Source organism: Noviherbaspirillum sp. (assembly GCF_035654295.1).
In the GTDB taxonomy this organism is placed as follows: domain Bacteria; phylum Pseudomonadota; class Gammaproteobacteria; order Burkholderiales; family Burkholderiaceae_D; genus Noviherbaspirillum.
This window is the reverse complement of the sequence record NZ_DASRXF010000039.1, coordinates 19,253-35,889: the sequence shown is the minus strand read 5'-3', so window position 1 is coordinate 35,889 and position 16,637 is coordinate 19,253. Positions and strand designations below refer to the sequence as shown.

The following is a 16,637-nucleotide window of genomic DNA, read 5'->3' as shown; positions in this document are numbered from 1 at the left end:
GCCACAAGCCCGCACGGCATGAAACGCAAACCCGGCTCACCGCCGGGTTTTTCTTTTTTAGGCCGGTTTCGCGACCATCAGGTAAAACACCATCACGAAGGCAAAGAATGCCGGGATGCCCAGCGCCACCCAGGTCCAGAAGTAGCGCCAGTAGGTCATGGAAAGCGGCGCATTCCGCTCAACCGCCTCGCGCGCCAGCGCGCGCATGCGGATCTGGAGCCAGACCACCGGCAGCCAGCACGCCAGCGCCAGCGCGTAGAGGATGACGGACCAGCGTATCCAGGTGCTCGACACCGGAAAGCCGGCCAGCCGGATCAGATAGAAACCGGTGAGCGGCTGCAGGATGGCGGTGGTGGTGGTGAACAGCCAGTCGGCCAGTACCACGGTGCGGGTGACGACGGCGATGGCGCGCACGTCGCGGCTGATGGAGGCGAACAACAGGTAGAACGCCGAACCGATACCGGTGCCGAAGAGGAAGGTCGACGACAGGATGTGCAGCCACTTCACGATGACGTAGTCCATCAGCGCCTCTCCATCTCCAGGAGCAACCAGATCGCGGCCAGCATCGGCAGGTTCTTCAGCAGCGGCCCGTAAGGATGCAGCCAGAACTCCGGCAGCCGCCAGCTGATGATCGCGGTATAGAACACGATCACGGCGATCTGTCCCAGCCATAGCCAGTGCCGCCGCTTGAGCAGCAGCGTGGCGATGCCGAACACCAGATCCAGCAGCGCCGCGCCGTAGAGCATCACAGGCGCCAGCATCCCGGTAATGCCGACACGCGCGAGCAACGCGTAGCTTTCCGCTACCGGATACAGCCCGAAGGAAACGATGCCGGTCACGATCCACACGAGCGCGATCGACACGCGCAGCATGGGCAGCAGCCAGTTGAGCTGGGCCGCCTGCCGGACGGCAGGTGCATCGGCGGCGGGAATGAATTCCGCAGGGCTGCGCGGCGTCCGGCCAAGCAGCCGGGTGATGGCATCCGGACTGGCAGTGTTGCCGCGCTCCAGCATCTCCAGCGTCTCCGTGTCGAGAATGCTGCCCGGCAAGGACTGTGCGATTCTCGCGCCCAGGCGGAACAAGGGCATGGGCGCCGCCAGGAAAAATGGCTTGCCGAGTCCCATTGACTGCCGCAGGCCGGCAAGAAAGGCACGGAACGTAGTGGGCGCCGGGCCGACCAGCGCCACGCGTTCGCCGCTGGCCGGAGGACGTGCAAGCAAGGCCATGACAGCGGCCGTCACATCGACGACGTGCACCGGCTGAATTTGCTGCTCGCCGCCGCCCGGCAATGCGGCAAGGGGCAGGCTGGCAAGCGTGGTGAACAGCCGCGCACTCGCCCCGTTTGGGCCGTAGACCAGCGAAGGCTGCACAATGACCGAGTGGACCGGCAGGCCGGCCAGAAAATCGTCCGCGCGCTTCTTGCTCAAGTGGTAGCGGCTGCGCGCCTGCGCATCCGCGCCGAGGGCGGACACTTGCAGCACCAGCCGCACGCCGCTGCGCGCGCAGGCGGCGAACAGGGCGCACGGCGCACGTTCGTGGATCAGCTCGAAGGTCTGGGCGCCGCTCTCGCGGATGATGCCGACGGCATTGATCACCGCATCCACGCCCGCCAGCCGCGGCAGCCAGGTTTCGGGGTCGACGTCGCGGGTGAAGTCCGCGGCCACGTAGCGGAAACGCGGATCACCGTCCTTGCCCGGTCTGCGCGTCGCGCACACCACGACGTGCCCGGCGCTCGCGAGTGCCTCGGCGACGTGTCGACCGATGAATCCGCTTGCGCCTGTCAGCAGCACGACCAAGTTCGTTTCCTTTTCCTTTTCGGGAACCGCCCGCGCGATTCGGCATCACAAAATGACAACGTTACGACCCGTTATCAGTGCGGCAAGTTCATTCGCCGCCAACTTGCATGGAGGAAGCATGAAAACCTGGCCGCAAGCCTTGCGCGACGGTGCCGTGTCCGGCAGCGTCGCAAGCATCCTGTCCACCGCGGTACTCGGCATACGCGGGCAGCAGGAAACCGGAACGCCTTTTGCGCCGACCAATGCAGTCAGCCACTGGTTCTATGGCGACCGCGCCGCGCGGCAAGACGAGCCGAGCGCGCGCTACACCGCGGTCGGCTATGCGATCCATCACGCCTCGGCTACCCTGTGGGCGGTGCTGTACGAAAAATGGTTCGGCGAGCGAGCGGAACGCCGCGAGCTCCTGCCGGCCGTCGCCGGCGGGGCGGCGGTGGCGGCGCTGGCCTGCTTCGTGGATTACAAGATGACGCCGGAGCGCTTGCAGCCGGGTTTCGAGAAGCGGCTTTCCACGCCCTCGCTGTTCATGGTCTATGCCTCCTTCGGCGCGGCACTGGTGCTGCGCGGCCTTGCTGCGTCGGGCAAGGGCCGCCGCTGAAGAAACACAATCCGCTTCGGTGGCCGGATGTACACTGGACTTTCCGGCACACGCGCAGAAGGGAAAGCGATCATGGGCAAAGGGCGTGCAAAACCGCGTAGCGGAATCAGCCGGCGCGAGGCGCTGCTGTTGCTGGGCGCTTCCATGCTCGCGGGGACTGCATCGGGGCAGACTCCGAGACCGACGTGCGTGGTGACGCCCGAACAGACCGAAGGCCCCTACTTTTCCGACTTCATGCTGAACCGGTCGGACATTCGCAGCGACCCGGCGGACGGCAGCGCGAAGCCAGGCGTTCCGCTCGTCCTGAGCCTGCGCGTCCATGCGGTCGACGGCGGACGTTGCACGCCCTTGCCGGGCGCGATCGTCGACATCTGGCATTGCGACGCGGCAGGCGTCTACTCGGATGCCGTCGACTCGTCCTTCGACACGCGCGGCAAGAAGTTCCTGCGCGGATATCAAGTGACCGATGCGGACGGCAGTGTCCGCTTTACGACCATCTACCCCGGCTGGTATCCCGGCAGGGCAACGCACGTGCACTTCAAGGTGCGCACCAAGGCACGCTCGGGGCGGGACGCGGAATTCACCTCGCAGCTGTATTTTCCCGATGCACTCAACGAGCGGGTACATGCCGCCGCGCCCTATGCGCGGGCGGGACGGGACAGAATGAAAAACGAAGGCGACGGCCTGTACCGCCGCGGCGGCCGCATGTTGATGCTCGCGCCGGAGAGCACGGCCGATGGCGGCTATGCGGCGCGCTTCGACATCGGCATTGCCGTGGTGTAAAAATCAGACGAAGCGCCCGATCTTCTTTTCCACCGCCGCGCGCACCGAGCCGCTCGTGACGAAGGATTGCGCCGCGCGGATATCGTCATGGAACCAGCGGTCGCCTTCCAGGCAGGCCGGAATCTGGCGCCGCACTTCCTCGTACGCCGCCTGCGTGCCCTGGCCGAGCACGAAGCCCGGCAGCAGCGATTCGGTCATCGTCAGCGCCTGCGCCGCCAGCAGCATTTCCACGCCCACGATGTACTGCGTGTTGGCCACCACCGTCGCCGCCTTGCGCGCGCACCAGGTCGAGTTCGATACATGGTCTTCGCTGTTGCCCTTGGCCGGGATGCTGTCCACGCTGCCCGGCATGCACAGCGTGCGGTTTTCCATCACCAGCGAACTCATCGAACACTGCACCACCGGATAACCGGTGTTCACGCCGCGGATGCCGCTCATCAGGTTGCGCGGCAAGCCCCAGGACAGCGTCGGGTCGATCAGGCGATTGATGCGGCGTTCGCAGATGCTGCCGAGGTCGGCGACGGCCATCGCCAGCAGATCCATCGCCTGCGCCAGGTACTGGCCGTGGAAATTGCCGCCGGAAATGATTTCGAAGCCGCCGCCCTCCTTGGAAAAGATCAGCGGATTGTCGGTCGCGGAATTGATCTCGCGGCTGACGATGGTATCGATGTAATCCAGCGCATCGAACACCGGGCCGTACACCTGCGGCGCGCAGCGCAGCGAATAGACATCCTGGATGCGCGGCGTGTACGGGATGTCGGTGCGGCGCAGCTCTTCCGGGAACTGGACGGCGCGCGCTTCATGCGTGGTGCGCGTCGATCCCTCGAGCAGCTTGCGCACGATGGCCGCGGCCTTGATCTGGCCGGCATGCGGGCGTGCCTGGTGGATACGGTCGTCGAAGGCCGACATTTCCGCGCGCATCGCTTCCAGCGTCAGGCCGAGCGACAGGCAGGCATCGGACAACAGGTTGCGCGCATCGTGCGCGGCCAGCACCGCCACCGCCAGCGACACGGTGCAACCGTTGATCAGCGCAGACGCGTCCTTGGCCTTGAGGTCGAATTTCACCGGGCCGATGCCGGATTGCCTGATCGCCTCGGGCGCGTTCATGCGCTTGCCCTGGTACATCACTTCCGCTTCATCGAAGCCGGCGACCGCCGCCGCGAGGTAGGCCAGCGGCGCGAGGTCGCCGGAAGCGCCGACCGAACCTTTCTGCGGCATCACCGGATGGATACCGGCGTTGATGAAGTCGAGCAGCCGGTCCACCACTTCCACGCGCGGCGCGGAATAATTGCTGGCGAAGGCGTTCGCGCGCAGCAGCATGGTGGCGCGGCTCACCTCTTCCGAAAACGGCTCGCCCATGCCGGCGGCGTGCGCGCGGATGAGCTGGGTCTGGAACAGCTCGATGTGCTCGACCTTGATGCGCGTGTCCTTCAGCAGGCCGACGCCGGTATTGAAGCTGTACATCATCGGCGCTTCGTCGTGCATCCAGGTGGATTCGATGTAATCGCGGCTCTGCTTGAGCGCGTCGCGCGAGGATTGGGCCAGGCCGACCTTGACCTGCGGATCGCGTGCGATGGCGATGACCTGTTCGGCCGTGAGGGTGAAACCGTCGATGAGAATCGTCGTCATGGTGGTGTCTTTCGTGTTCGTGTTGGCTGGCTTATTGGCTCACTTACTTGGCGCCCGCTTCATACCAGGCACCGACGAGCGCGCGCTCTTCGTCCGTCATGTTGGTCAGGTTCCCGATCGGCATGGACTTCAGCTGCACCGTCTGCTGGTACACCCGCGTCGCATGCTGACGCACCAGTTCGGGCGTATGCAGCAGCACGCCGGCAGGCGCCGTGGCGAAACCCGGCTGCGTCGGCTTGTCCGAGTGGCAGGTGGCGCAGCGCTGCTGGATCACCGGCATGAGCTTGGTCGTGTCGACCACGGCCGCACCTGCCACGGGCGTCGCCGCCGGCTTCGGCGCGATCGAGAACGCAACCACCGCCAGCAGCGCCACGCCCGCGGCCGGATAGCCCCAGGAAATCTGCCCCTTGTGCCGCAGGTTGAAGAAGTGGCGGATCAGCACGCCGGCCGCCATGATGCCCGCCAGGACCAGCCAGTTGTACGGATGGTTGTAGGTCATCGCGTAGTGGTTGCTGATCATGATGAACAGCACCGGCAGCGTGAAATAGTTGTTGTGCACCGAGCGCTGCTTGGCACGCTTGCCGTAGATGGGATCGGGCGACTTGCCGGCCTTCATCGCATCGACCAGCTTGCGCTGCCCGGGGATGATCTGCATGAGCACGTTCCCCACCATCATGGTGCCGATCATGGCGCCGACATGGATGTAGGCAGCGCGCCCGCCGAGGAATTTCGACAACCCGTATGCGGCAGCCACGAGCAGCACGTACATCACGATGCCGAGCAGTCCCTCGCGCTGGCCGAGCGGCGACTTGCACAGCAGGTCGTACACGATCCATCCCGCGGCCAGGCTGCCGAGGCCGATGAGCACGGCCTGCGTGCCGCTGATGTCGGCCACCGACTTGTCCACCATCATCGCCGGCGCATTGAAGTAGTAGACGATGAACAGCAGCGCGAAGCCGGACAGCCAGGTGCTGTAGGCTTCCCACTTGAACCAGTGCAGTTCCTCGGGCAGCTGCTTGGGCGCGACCAGGTATTTCTGCGGATTGTAGAAGCCGCCGCCGTGCACGGCCCACAGTTCGCCCGCCACGCCGGCCTTTTCCAGGTCGGACCCGGGCTTGGGCGGCCGGATCGAGTTGTCCAGCCAGACGAAGTAGAAGGAGGCGCCGATCCAGGCGATGCCGGTGATCAGGTGGAGCCAGCGAACCAGCAGGTTGAGCCATTCGACGCCGTAATTGAGCAGCAAAGCTTCCATGTATTCCTCATAGACAGAAGCTCGTCTGCCTCCGCGGGCGCTTCAGACGAGGGGGATTGCTCCCGGGGTGGTCGCGAACTGTTGAGAGCTCCGCTGCGACCGGTTCCGGACCGTGCATGCCGGGTTTCGCTTCGCTCTACCCAGCCTACGGTCCTCAATACATGCAATGCGAATTTGAATATACCCGGCATTCGCTCCGGGCCATTTGACGCACTGCCGTAACAAGATAGACTTTTTTCTACCCCGAAACATCGGGTGTCCAGTATATTTTACATAGCCGAATCATTATAGAGGGGACGGAATGTCGGGCTTGCCGGAGCACTTGGATATCCATCTTATACGGATCCTTTACCTGCTGCTGTCCGAGAAGAATGTTTCCCGGGTCGCGCTCAAGCTCAACCAGCCCCAGCCCTCGATCTCCGCATCGCTGCGCAAGCTGCGCGAACTCACCGGCGACCCGCTGCTGGTGCGCGGCGCACGCGGCATGGTGCCGACGCAGCACGGCGAGAGCCTGCTCAAGCCCGCCAAGCAGATCCTCGACGAGACCGAGAAGCTGTTCGCGCAGAAGACCGCCTTCGTGCCCCAGCACGATGCCCGCACCTTCCGTATCGCCGCGCCGGACTACCTTGACAGCCAGTTCCTGCCCAACATCGTCGCCAGCGTGCGGCGCGAGTCGCCGAAGAGCCGCGTTGTCATCCACAACATGGGCGCCGACAGCGATTACCTGAAGCTGCTGTCGGACGGCGAGCTCGACGTGGTGATCGCCAACTGGGACGAGCCTCCGGAACACCTGCACCTGTCCAAGCTGTTCGAGGACGAGATCGCCTGCATCATGCGCGCCGACTGCGCCTATGCGCTGCGCACCGGGCCGGACGAAATGACGGTGGAAGACTATCTTTCGCTGCCGCATGTCGCACCGTCGCAGATGCTGCCCGGCTACTCCGGCGTGATCGAATCTTTTCTCGCCAAGCAGAACCTGCACCGCAATGTCGTGGTCGAGTCCTCCTACTTCGGCCTGATTCCCTACATGCTCACGCGCAGCGACCTGGTGCTCACCACCGGCCGCCAGTTCATGCGATTCTACGAGAAGAACCTGCCGCTGAAAATCTTCACGGTGCCGGTCAAGTTCCCGGCGATGCGCTTCTACCAGCTATGGCACGAACGGGTGCACCATGCATCTGAACACAAGTGGCTGCGGGAATTGATCGCTGCCACGGCGAAATCGCTGTTGTCAAAATAAGCCGCGTATATTGACGCGCTGAAGCCGCATATCAGCCGCCACTTATACCGCGGCAGCGATGGCGATTTACTATCGAGCATCAACCACCATGGGTCAAAGCGTGACTGATACTACCAACAACTACCCCCGCGACCTCGTCGGCTACGGCCGCAACCCGCCGCACGCGCGCTGGCCGGGCGGCGCCCGCATCGCGGTCCAGTTCGTGCTGAATTACGAGGAAGGCGGCGAGAACTGCGTGCTGCACGGCGACAAGGCGTCCGAAACCTTCCTGTCCGAGATCATCGGCGCGCAAGCCTTCGAGATGCGGCACATGAGCATGGAGTCGATCTACGAATACGGCTCCCGCGCCGGCCTGTGGCGCCTGCTGCGCATGTTCGAGGAACGCCGGCTGCCGCTGACCATCTTCGGCGTATCGATGGCGCTCAAGCGGCATCCGGAAGCCGTGGCCGCCTTCCGCGAGCTCGGCCACGAGATCGCCTGCCACGGCCTGCGCTGGATCAGCTACCAGCACATCGACGAAGCCACCGAGCGCGCCCACATGCAGGAAGCGGTGCAGATCATCCGCGAGTTGACCGGCGAAGCGCCGCTGGGCTGGTACACCGGGCGCGACTCGCCCAATACGCGCCGGCTGGTGGTCGAGCACGGCGGATTTGCCTACGATGCGGACTATTACGGCGACGACCTGCCGTTCTGGGAATCGGTGACGATTACCGGTCCCGACGGCAAGCCGGTGAGCAAGCCGCACCTTGTCGTTCCTTACACGCTGGATGCGAACGACATGCGCTTCGCCGCGATGCAGGGTTTCAACTCCGGCACGCAGTTCTTCGACTACCTGAAGGATGCCTTCGACGTGCTGTACAAGGAAGGCGACCCCGATGGCCTGGACCGGCCGAAGATGATGTCGGTCGGCCTGCACTGCCGCCTCGTGGGCCGCCCGGGCCGCGCCGCCGCACTCGCCCGCTTCCTCGACTACATCCAGTCGCACGACAAGGTGTGGATCACGCGCCGCATCGATATCGCCAACCACTGGAGTGCGGCGCATCCCTTTACCGGAACCAGCACATGACCACCACCCTGCAGCAGCTCAACGCCTGCGACAGCGCCGAATTCGTGCGCGTCCTGTCCGGCATCTACGAACATTCGCCCTGGATTTCCGAGCGCGCCGCCGCCCGCCGCCCCTTCGCCAGCCTGACCGCGCTCAAGCAGGCGCTGCAGGCGGAGGTGGACAGCGCCCATGAGGAAGAGCAGCTCGGCCTGATCCGCGCCCACCCCGAACTCGCCGGCAAGGCTGCCATCGCCGGCCAGCTGACGAAGGAATCGACCGGCGAGCAGGCCAAGGCGGGCCTCAATAATTGCAGTCCGGAAGAATTCGCCACGCTGCAGAAACTGAATGCGGACTACAACGCGAAGTTCGGCTTTCCCTTCATCCTCGCGGTGAAGGGCCCGGACGGAAAGGGCTTCAACCGGCAGCAGATCATCGCCGCCTTCACCCGCCGCCTGAAGAATTGCCGTGCCGACGAAATGGCGGAAGACCTGCGCCAGATCCACCGCATCGCCGAACTGCGCCTGAACGACCTGTTCGGCTACACGCCCGCGGTGGGCAACACCATCATGGAATGGGCCGAGACCATCGGCGCCTGGAGCGACGACGACGCGGGCCTGACCTGCGCCTACATGACCGCGGCGCACCGCAAGACGGCTGCCCAGCTCGCGACATGGATGCGCGAGGCGGGGATGGAAGTCCATATCGATGCGGTCGGTAACGTCGTCGGCCGTTACCTGTCCGACAGGCCGGACGCAAAAACCCTGATGACCGGCTCGCACTACGATACCGTCTGCAACGGCGGCAAGTACGACGGCCGCGAAGGCATCCTGCTGCCGATCGCCGTCGTGCGCCACCTGCACGAGCGCGGCGAGAAGCTGCCCTTCCATCTGGAGATCGTGGGTTTCTCGGAGGAAGAAGGCGTGCGCTACAAGAGCACCTTCCTCGGCAGCAATGCGATCGCCGGCCGTTTCGACATGACGCTGCTGGACAAGCTGGATGCCGAGGGCATTTCCATGCGTGCCGCGCTGATCGACGCCGGCCACAACCCCGATGCCATCCCGCAGATCGCGCGCAAGCCGGAAGACTTGCTCGGCTTCGTCGAAGTGCACATCGAACAGGGCCCGGTGCTGCTCGAACGCGGGCTCCCAGCCGGCATCGTCACCTCGATCGCCGGCAGCTGCCGCTACCTGGTGGAACTGACGGGCGTGGCCAGCCATGCCGGTACCACGCCGATGCACATGCGCAAGGATGCCGCCGCCGCGGCAGCGGAGATCATCCTGTTCGTCGAACGGCGCTGCGCGCAGGCGCCCTCGCTGGTCGGCACCGTCGGTCAGCTGCAGGTGCCGCACGGCTCTGTGAATGTCGTTCCCGGCGCCTGCCGGCTGTCGCTCGACATCCGCGCCGCCGACGATGCGACGCGCGATGCCGCGCGCGACGACATCCTGCGCGAGATCGAAGCCATCTGTGCACGCCGCAACATCGAATTCAAGATTGACCTGCTGGTGAGCGCGCCGGCCGTGCCCTGCGCGCCGTGGCTGATGGAACAGCTCTCTGCATCCACCGCGCGCGCCGGCATCGCTCCCTTCAAGCTGACTTCCGGCGCCGGCCACGACGCGATGGCGATCGCCGCCGTCACCGACGTCGCCATGCTGTTTACGCGCTGCGGCAACGGCGGCATCAGCCACAATCCGTTGGAGACCATGACCGCGGACGATGCCGAGATATCGGCACAGATCTTCCTCGACTTCCTGAGAAATTTCCGGCGGGATGGGGGAAAATAAGGCCTCCGCCTTATCCGAACTCCCCCCATGGAAAAAACCCTCCTCATCCGCCACGCGCGCGTCCTCGTCACGATGGACGACGCGCGGCGCGAGATTGCCGACGGCGCCGTTTTCGTTCGCGGCAACGTGATCGAACAGGTCGGGCCCAGCGCCGAGCTGCCGCAGGACGCGGATGAAGTGATCGATGCGCGGCACCACGTCGTGCTGCCCGGTCTCGTCAACACTCACCACCACATGTTCCAGAGCCTGACCAGGGCCGTGCCCGCGGCGCAGGACAGCGAACTGTTCAACTGGCTGCAGCACCTGTACCCGATCTGGTCGCGCCTCACGCCGGACATGCTGCGCGCCGCCACGCTGACGGCGATGTCGGAACTGGTGCTGACCGGCTGCACCACCACCAGCGACCACCTCTACCTGTATCCCAATGGCTGCCGCCTGGAAGACAGCATCGAGGCGGCGCAACAGATCGGCATGCGTTTCCATGCGGCGCGCGGTTCGATGAGCCTGGGCGAATCGCAGGGCGGGCTGCCGCCGGACAATCTGGTCGAGGACGAAGCGGCGATCATGAAGGATATGCAGCGCCTGGTCGAGACCTGGCACGATCCTGCGCGCCACGCGATGCTGCGCATCGTCGCCGCGCCCTGTTCACCGTTCTCGGTCTCGCGCGACCTCATGCGCGAATCGGCGGCGCTGGCGCGCCACTACGGCATCTCGCTGCACACCCATCTTGCCGAGAGCAGGACCGACATCGACTACAGCCGCGAGCGCTTCAACATGACGCCCGCGCAGTACGCCGAGGAGTGCGGCTGGGTCGGTCACGACGTGTGGCACGCCCACTGCGTGCAGCTGGACGAGCACGGCATCCAGCTATTCGCGCACACCCATACCGGCGTGGCGCACTGCCCCTGCTCCAACATGCGCCTCGCTTCCGGCATCGCCCCGGTGCGCCGGATGCGCGAGGCGGGCGTGCCGGTCGGGCTGGGCGTGGACGGCTCGGCGTCGAATGATGCCGGCCACATGCTGGGCGAAGCGCGCATGGCGATGCTGCTGCAGCGCGTGGGCCACGGACCGGATGCAATGACCGCGCGGCAGGCGCTGGAACTGGCCACGCGCGGCGGCGCGAAGGTATTGAACCGAGACGATATCGGCGCGCTGGCGCCGGGCATGAGTGCGGATATCGTTCTGTTCGACACCCGCCAGATCGGCTTCGCGGGCGCGCTGCACGATCCGGTGGCGGCGCTCGTGTTCTGCACGCCGCCGCAGGTCGCCTACAGTGTGATCAACGGAAAGATCGTCGTGCGCGACGGCGAGTGCACGACCGTCGAGACGGCGCGCGTGATCGAGCAGCACCAGGTGCAGGCCGCCCGCATCATGGGCGCCTGATTTCTCATTCGATCAGGATCGCGCGGAAGTCGTTGACGTTGGTGCGCGTCGGCCCGGTGGTGACGAGGTCGCCCAGCGCGCTGAAGAAGCCATACCCGTCATTGTTGTCGAGCATCGCCCGCGCCCGCAGGCCGAGTTGTTTGGCCCGCGACAACGAATCGGGCTGGCAGATGGCGCCGGCATTGTCCTCGGAACCGTCGATGCCGTCGGTGTCGGCGGCAATCGCATGGACGCCGGGCAGGCCGTTCAGCGCCGTGCAAAGGCTGAGCAGGAATTCCGCATTGCGCCCTCCCCGCCCGTTGCCGCGCACCGTGACCGTTGTTTCGCCGCCGGAAAGGATCACGCAGGGACGCGCGAACGGTTGGTTGCGCAAGGCTACCTGCCGCGCCAGCGCCGCATGCACCAGACCCACGTCGCGCGCTTCGCCTTCCATGTCATCGGACAGGATGTAGGGCGTTACACCGGCGGCGCGCGCAACCTCGGCCGCCGCTTCCAGCGCCTGCTGCGCGGTAGCAATGATGTGTTGTGCATTGCGCGAGAAGCGCGGGTCGTCCGGTTTCGGCGTTTCGCCGGCGCCGGTGGCCAGATGCCTTTCCATGTTTTCCGGCACGGCGATGCGGTACTTGCGCAGGATGGCGAGCGCGTCCTCGCAGGTGGTCGGGTCGGGCAGCGTGGGGCCGCTGGCGATCACACCGGGATCGTCGCCCGGCACATCGGAGATGAGCAGCGTGACCACACGCGCCGGCGCGCAGGCCAGCGCGAGCCGGCCGCCCTTGATTGCGGAGAAATGCTTGCGCACGCAATTCATCTCGCCGATCGTCGCCCCGCTCTTGAGCAGCGCCTTGTTGACCGCCTGCTTCTGTTCCAGCGTGATGCCCTCCGCCGGCAGGGCGAGCAAGGCCGAGCCGCCGCCGGAGATCAGGCACAGCACGAGGTCGTTTTCCGTCAGGCCCTGCACCATGTCCATGATGCGGCCCGCCGCGCGCCGTCCGGCTTCGTCGGGCACCGGATGCGCCGCCTCGACCACCTCGATACGTCGGCAATCCGCGCCGTGCCCGTAGCGGGTCACCACCAGCCCGCTCAGTTCCCCCTGCCAGTGGTCTTCCACCGTCTTCGCCATGGCTGCCGCACCCTTGCCGGCGCCGATCACGAGCGTGCGTCCCGCCGGCGGCTGCGGCAGGAAGGGAGGCAGGCACTTGCCGGCGCTGACGGCGGCGGTGGCGCTGGAGAACATGTCGAGCAGCAACTGGCGAGCTTTCATCGGATGCGTCCTTTTGTTTCCGGCTATTTTACGCGTCGGCGATCTGGTGGTTGGACAGCAGCTCGATCGCGCGGCACAGCGCCGAATGGTCGAGCCCGCCCATGCCGTGCGCGGCGCAGGCGTTCATGAGTTCCTGAGCGGTCGCGGTGTTCGGCAGCGACACGCCGAGCGCCTTCGCCCCCTGCAGCGCGAGGTTCAGGTCCTTCTGGTGCAGCTCGATGCGGAAGCCCGGATTGAATGTGCGCTTGACCATGCGTTCGCCATGCACCTCCAGGATGCGCGACGAAGCAAAGCCGCCCATCAGCGCCTGGCGCACGCGCGCCGGGTCTGCACCCGCCTTCGAGGCGAACAGCAAGGCTTCGGCCACCGCCTGGATGTTGAGCGCGACGATAATCTGGTTCGCCACCTTGGTGGTCTGGCCGTCGCCGTTGCCGCCGACGAGGGTGATGTTCTTGCCCATCAGTTCGAACAGCGGCTTGACGTCGTTGAACGCGCTCTCCGAACCACCCACCATGATGGTCAGCGAGGCCGCCTTGGCGCCGACTTCGCCGCCCGATACCGGCGCGTCGAGGTACTCGCAGCCGAGGGCGTTGATGCGCTTGGCGAAATCCTTGGTCGCGATGGGCGAGATGGAGCTCATGTCGACCACGATCTTGCCCTTGTCCAGCCCCTTGGCGACGCCGTGCTCGCCGAACAGGACCGACTCCACGTGCGGCGTGTCGGGGACCATGATGATGATCACCTCGGCGCGGCGGGCGACTTCCTCGCCGGAGGTGCACACCGTCGCGCCGCCTTCGATCAGCTCGAAGGGCGGGTTCTTGTGGTCGTGCAGGTAGAGCTTGTGGCCGCCCTTCTGCAGATGCCCCGCCATGGGCGCGCCCATGATGCCCAGTCCGATGAAACCGATTTTTGCCATTGCTTTCTCCGTGTAAAAATTCGCGATTGCTTGCACGCGGGCGGATGCGTTTTGCATGCCCGCATACTCTCCCCCGTCGTCCCGGCGCATGCCGGGACCCAGTGGCGTTTGTCGCGCCGGTGAACGACGCTGGATCCCGGCGTTCGCCGGGATGACGGGGAAAGAAAATGCGGATATTCATCCATCACGTCCCGCATGCATTCTTCCTCGCACTCCGTACAAATGCATGCGTTCCCCCTCCCTCAAACCCCATGCCCCGCACGCCACCCAAGCCCTTCCACCGTCCCCGCGCGCGGCTTGTACTCGCAGCCTATCCATCCGTCATACCCAAGCTCCTCCAGCATCTTGAACAGGTAGCCGAAATTGATTTCCCCCGTCCCCGGTTCAAACCGCCCCGGATTGTCCGCAATCTGAATGTGCCGGATGATGTCCAGGTTGGCCTTGATCGTGTTCGCCAGTTCGCCTTCCATGCGCTGCATGTGGTAGATGTCGTACTGCAGGTAGATGTTGGACGAGCCCGTCTCCTTGATGAGGTCGATGGCCTGCTGCGTGTGCGTCAGGAAGAAGCCCGGGATGTCGTAGCTGTTGACCGGTTCGATCAGCAGCCGGATCCTGTTTTCCTGCAGCATATCCGCGGCGTATTTCAGGTTGTTCACCGTTGTCTTATAAACGGTATCGGCATCCACCCCTTGCGGCAGCTTGCCGACCAGGCAGTTGAGCTGTTTCACGCCCAGCACTTTCGCGTAGCGGAGCGCTTCCTCCACGCCCTCGCGGAATTCGCCCACGCGATCAGGATGGCAGGCGATGCCGCGCTCGCCGGTTTCCCAGTTCCCGGCCGGCAGGTTGTGCAGCACCAGATCGAGCTGGAACGCATTGAGCTTGTCGGCGATCTGGTCCGCATGAAATGCATACGGGAACAGGAATTCGACGCCGCGGAAGCCGGCACGCGCGGCCGCCTCGAAACGGTCCATGAAGGGATGCTCGTTGAAGAGCATGGTCAGGTTGGCTGCAAGTCGTGTCATCTTTCCCTCCTCAATCCAGCAAGGCAATCGCGGTCGGCGCGTGGTCCGGCGAGGTCGCGAGTTCTTCGAATTCGTTGATGTTGTCGATCTCGGTGCCCATGGCGATGTTGGTCACGCGCTCGAGGATGATCTCGACCACGACCGGCACCCGGTATTGGCGCATCCACGCCCGCGCCTGGCCGAAGGCATCCTGGATGTCTTCGTGCCGCCTGACGCGGATCGCCTTGCAGCCCAGCCCTTCGGCGATGGCGACATGATCGACGCCATAACCCTCCAGCTCCGGCGCATTGATGTTCTCGAACGACAGCTGCACGCAGTAATCCATGTCGAAGCCGCGCTGCGACTGGCGGATCAGGCCGAGGTAGGAGTTGTTCACCACCACATGCAGGTAAGGCAGCCGGAACTGCGCGCCGACGGCGAGCTCCTCGATCATGAACTGGAAGTCGTAGTCGCCGGAGATAGCGACGACCTGGCGCTCCGGGTCCGCCGCGCACACGCCGAGCGCCGCCGGCACCGTCCAGCCCAGTGGCCCGGCCTGGCCGCAATTGATCCAGTGCCGCGGCTGGTACACATGCAAAAATTGCGCGGCGGCGATCTGCGACAGGCCGATGGTGCTGACGTAGCAGGTATCGCGTCCGAAGGCACGGTTCATCTCTTCATACACGCGCTGCGGCTTGACGGGCGCGTTGTCGAAATGCGTCCTGCGCAACATCGTGCGCTTGCGCTCCTGGCACTGCGACACCCAGGACGCGCGGCTCTTGAGCTTGCCGGCGGCCTTCCACTCCTGCGCCACCTCGAGGAACAGTTTCAATGCCACACCCGCGTCGGACACGATGCCGAGGTCCGGGCCGAACACGCGGCCGATCTGGGTTGGTTCGATATCCACATGCACGAATTTGCGCCCCTTCGTGAACGCATCGATGGAACCCGTGTGCCGGTTGGCCCAGCGGTTGCCGATGCCAAGCACGAAATCTGATTCGAGCATGGTGGCATTGCCGTAACGGTGGCTGGTCTGCAGGCCTACCATCCCGGCCATCAGCGGATGGTCGTCGGGGATGGCGCCCCAGCCCATGAGGGTCGGGATCACCGGCACGTTGACGGTCTCGGCGAAGGCCACCAGCAATGCCGCCGCATCCGCGTTGATGATGCCGCCGCCGGCGGTGATCAGCGGCCGTTCTGCCTCGTTGAGCATCGTCAGCGCCTTCTCGATCTGCGCACGCGTGGCGGCCGGCTTGTACACCGGCAGCGGCGCATAGGTCTCGGGATCGAACTCGACCTCCGCCATCTGCACATCGAACGGCAGGTCGATCAGCACCGGGCCGGGGCGTCCGGAACGCATCAGGTGAAAGGCTTGCTGGAACGCACGCGGCACCTGCGCCGGCTCGCGCACCGTCACCGCCCACTTGGTCACCGGCTTGGCAATGGCTTCAATATCCACTGCCTGGAAGTCTTCCTTGTACAGCCGTGCCCGCGGCGCCTGGCCGGTCACGCAGAGGATCGGAATCGAATCCGCCTGCGCCGAATACAGCCCCGTGATCATGTCCGTGCCCGCCGGGCCGGAAGTGCCGATGCACAAACCGATATTGCCCGCCTTCGCGCGGGTATACCCCTCCGCCATGTGCGACGCTCCCTCGACGTGCCGCGCGAGGATGTGCCCGATGCTCCCCCGCTTCCTCAGCGCCGCATAAAACGGATTGATCGCCGCGCCCGGCACACCGAATGCCTGGACAATGCCCTCCCTTTCCAACACATGCACTGCGGCTTCCGCCGCCGTCATCCTTGCCATACGTCCTCCTGAGAACAGTGGTATCCGATGGAAGGATGCTAATGGCAAACAATATGTTTGATAAGAAGACAAACTATCGCTGTATTCGATACTTGGAGTATGGAATAATGATGAGCGAAAGGCGGAGAACGGCACTTTCTTCGGTGAC

General features: G+C 64.9%; 14 protein-coding genes. 6 read left to right on the top strand and 8 right to left on the bottom strand.

Features of this window, described 5'->3' with window-relative positions; all coding sequences use genetic code 11:
• Positions 1 to 57: 57 nt before the first annotated feature.
• Positions 58 to 522, bottom strand: a complete 465-nt coding sequence (locus tag VFF99_RS04640) for a DUF2269 domain-containing protein (RefSeq protein ID WP_325015422.1) — start codon at positions 520 to 522, stop codon at positions 58 to 60.
• Positions 522 to 1,790, bottom strand: coding sequence for an SDR family oxidoreductase (locus VFF99_RS04635; protein WP_325015438.1), 1,269 nt, complete (start codon positions 1,788 to 1,790; stop codon positions 522 to 524). Before VFF99_RS04635 ends, VFF99_RS04640 begins: the two co-directional genes overlap by 1 nt.
• Before the next feature lie 124 nt (positions 1,791 to 1,914).
• Here VFF99_RS04635 and VFF99_RS04630 point away from each other — a divergent pair, with 124 nt between their 5' ends.
• Both VFF99_RS04630 and VFF99_RS04625 read left to right on the top strand, forming a co-directional pair.
• Entirely contained in the window at positions 1,915 to 2,391 is a 477-nt protein-coding gene (locus tag VFF99_RS04630; RefSeq protein ID WP_325015420.1) for a hypothetical protein, read from the top strand.
• Between the two features lie 72 nt (positions 2,392 to 2,463).
• Positions 2,464 to 3,174: an intradiol ring-cleavage dioxygenase gene (locus tag VFF99_RS04625; protein ID WP_325015419.1), complete on the top strand. Its 711-nt coding sequence runs from the start codon at positions 2,464 to 2,466 to the stop codon at positions 3,172 to 3,174.
• 3 nt (positions 3,175 to 3,177) lie between these two features.
• Here the strand turns inward: VFF99_RS04625 and VFF99_RS04620 are convergent, their stop codons facing one another.
• Positions 3,178 to 4,803 carry an aromatic amino acid ammonia-lyase gene (locus tag VFF99_RS04620; RefSeq protein WP_325015417.1) on the bottom strand — a complete coding sequence of 542 codons (1,626 nt, stop codon included), beginning with the start codon at positions 4,801 to 4,803 and terminating at the stop codon, positions 3,178 to 3,180.
• A gap of 43 nt (positions 4,804 to 4,846) precedes the next feature.
• Complete coding sequence (locus VFF99_RS04615; protein WP_325015415.1) at positions 4,847 to 6,055, bottom strand: urate hydroxylase PuuD; 1,209 nt, start codon at positions 6,053 to 6,055, stop codon at positions 4,847 to 4,849.
• Positions 6,056 to 6,356: 301 nt separating this feature from the next.
• On the opposite strand from VFF99_RS04615, the gene VFF99_RS04610 reads away from it, so the two are divergent.
• The 4 genes from VFF99_RS04610 to VFF99_RS04595 all read left to right on the top strand — a co-directional run bounded on the left by VFF99_RS04610 (position 6,357) and on the right by VFF99_RS04595 (position 11,504).
• Positions 6,357 to 7,295: a LysR substrate-binding domain-containing protein gene (locus tag VFF99_RS04610; protein ID WP_325015413.1), complete on the top strand. Its 939-nt coding sequence runs from the start codon at positions 6,357 to 6,359 to the stop codon at positions 7,293 to 7,295.
• A gap of 100 nt (positions 7,296 to 7,395) precedes the next feature.
• On the top strand, positions 7,396 to 8,361 hold the full coding sequence (gene puuE / locus VFF99_RS04605; RefSeq protein WP_325015411.1) for an allantoinase PuuE: 966 nt from the start codon (positions 7,396 to 7,398) through the stop codon (positions 8,359 to 8,361).
• Positions 8,358 to 10,121, top strand: coding sequence for an allantoate amidohydrolase (locus tag VFF99_RS04600; protein WP_325015409.1), 1,764 nt, complete (start codon positions 8,358 to 8,360; stop codon positions 10,119 to 10,121). The genes puuE and VFF99_RS04600 overlap by 4 nt, the downstream gene beginning before the upstream one ends.
• A gap of 27 nt (positions 10,122 to 10,148) precedes the next feature.
• Positions 10,149 to 11,504 carry an 8-oxoguanine deaminase gene (locus tag VFF99_RS04595; protein ID WP_325015407.1) on the top strand — a complete coding sequence of 452 codons (1,356 nt, stop codon included), beginning with the start codon at positions 10,149 to 10,151 and terminating at the stop codon, positions 11,502 to 11,504.
• 4 nt (positions 11,505 to 11,508) lie between these two features.
• On the opposite strand, the gene VFF99_RS04590 is transcribed toward VFF99_RS04595, so the two are convergent.
• The 4 genes from VFF99_RS04590 to gcl all read right to left on the bottom strand — a co-directional run bounded on the left by VFF99_RS04590 (position 11,509) and on the right by gcl (position 16,489).
• Positions 11,509 to 12,765: a glycerate kinase gene (locus VFF99_RS04590; protein ID WP_325015405.1), complete on the bottom strand. Its 1,257-nt coding sequence runs from the start codon at positions 12,763 to 12,765 to the stop codon at positions 11,509 to 11,511.
• A gap of 28 nt (positions 12,766 to 12,793) precedes the next feature.
• Positions 12,794 to 13,681: a 2-hydroxy-3-oxopropionate reductase gene (glxR, locus tag VFF99_RS04585; RefSeq protein WP_325015402.1), complete on the bottom strand. Its 888-nt coding sequence runs from the start codon at positions 13,679 to 13,681 to the stop codon at positions 12,794 to 12,796.
• A 242-nt stretch (positions 13,682 to 13,923) separates the two neighbouring features.
• Positions 13,924 to 14,703: a hydroxypyruvate isomerase gene (gene hyi, locus VFF99_RS04580; protein WP_325015400.1), complete on the bottom strand. Its 780-nt coding sequence runs from the start codon at positions 14,701 to 14,703 to the stop codon at positions 13,924 to 13,926.
• A 10-nt stretch (positions 14,704 to 14,713) separates the two neighbouring features.
• Positions 14,714 to 16,489 (bottom strand): glyoxylate carboligase, encoded by a 1,776-nt coding sequence (gene gcl / locus VFF99_RS04575; RefSeq protein ID WP_325015399.1) that lies wholly within the window; start codon positions 16,487 to 16,489, stop codon positions 14,714 to 14,716.
• Between the last annotated feature and the right edge of the window lie 148 nt (positions 16,490 to 16,637).

Coding starts and splice junctions, on each gene's coding strand:
- VFF99_RS04600 (WP_325015409.1), top strand. CDS start 8,358: ATGACCACCACCCTGCAGCAGCTCAACGCCTGCGACAGCGCCGAATTC.
- VFF99_RS04590 (WP_325015405.1), bottom strand. CDS start 12,765: ATGAAAGCTCGCCAGTTGCTGCTCGACATGTTCTCCAGCGCCACCGCC.
- VFF99_RS04615 (WP_325015415.1), bottom strand. CDS start 6,055: ATGGAAGCTTTGCTGCTCAATTACGGCGTCGAATGGCTCAACCTGCTG.
- glxR (WP_325015402.1), bottom strand. CDS start 13,681: ATGGCAAAAATCGGTTTCATCGGACTGGGCATCATGGGCGCGCCCATG.
- hyi (WP_325015400.1), bottom strand. CDS start 14,703: ATGACACGACTTGCAGCCAACCTGACCATGCTCTTCAACGAGCATCCC.
- VFF99_RS04625 (WP_325015419.1), top strand. CDS start 2,464: ATGGGCAAAGGGCGTGCAAAACCGCGTAGCGGAATCAGCCGGCGCGAG.
- gcl (WP_325015399.1), bottom strand. CDS start 16,489: ATGGCAAGGATGACGGCGGCGGAAGCCGCAGTGCATGTGTTGGAAAGG.
- VFF99_RS04630 (WP_325015420.1), top strand. CDS start 1,915: ATGAAAACCTGGCCGCAAGCCTTGCGCGACGGTGCCGTGTCCGGCAGC.
- VFF99_RS04610 (WP_325015413.1), top strand. CDS start 6,357: ATGTCGGGCTTGCCGGAGCACTTGGATATCCATCTTATACGGATCCTT.
- VFF99_RS04595 (WP_325015407.1), top strand. CDS start 10,149: ATGGAAAAAACCCTCCTCATCCGCCACGCGCGCGTCCTCGTCACGATG.
- VFF99_RS04620 (WP_325015417.1), bottom strand. CDS start 4,803: ATGACGACGATTCTCATCGACGGTTTCACCCTCACGGCCGAACAGGTC.
- VFF99_RS04640 (WP_325015422.1), bottom strand. CDS start 522: ATGGACTACGTCATCGTGAAGTGGCTGCACATCCTGTCGTCGACCTTC.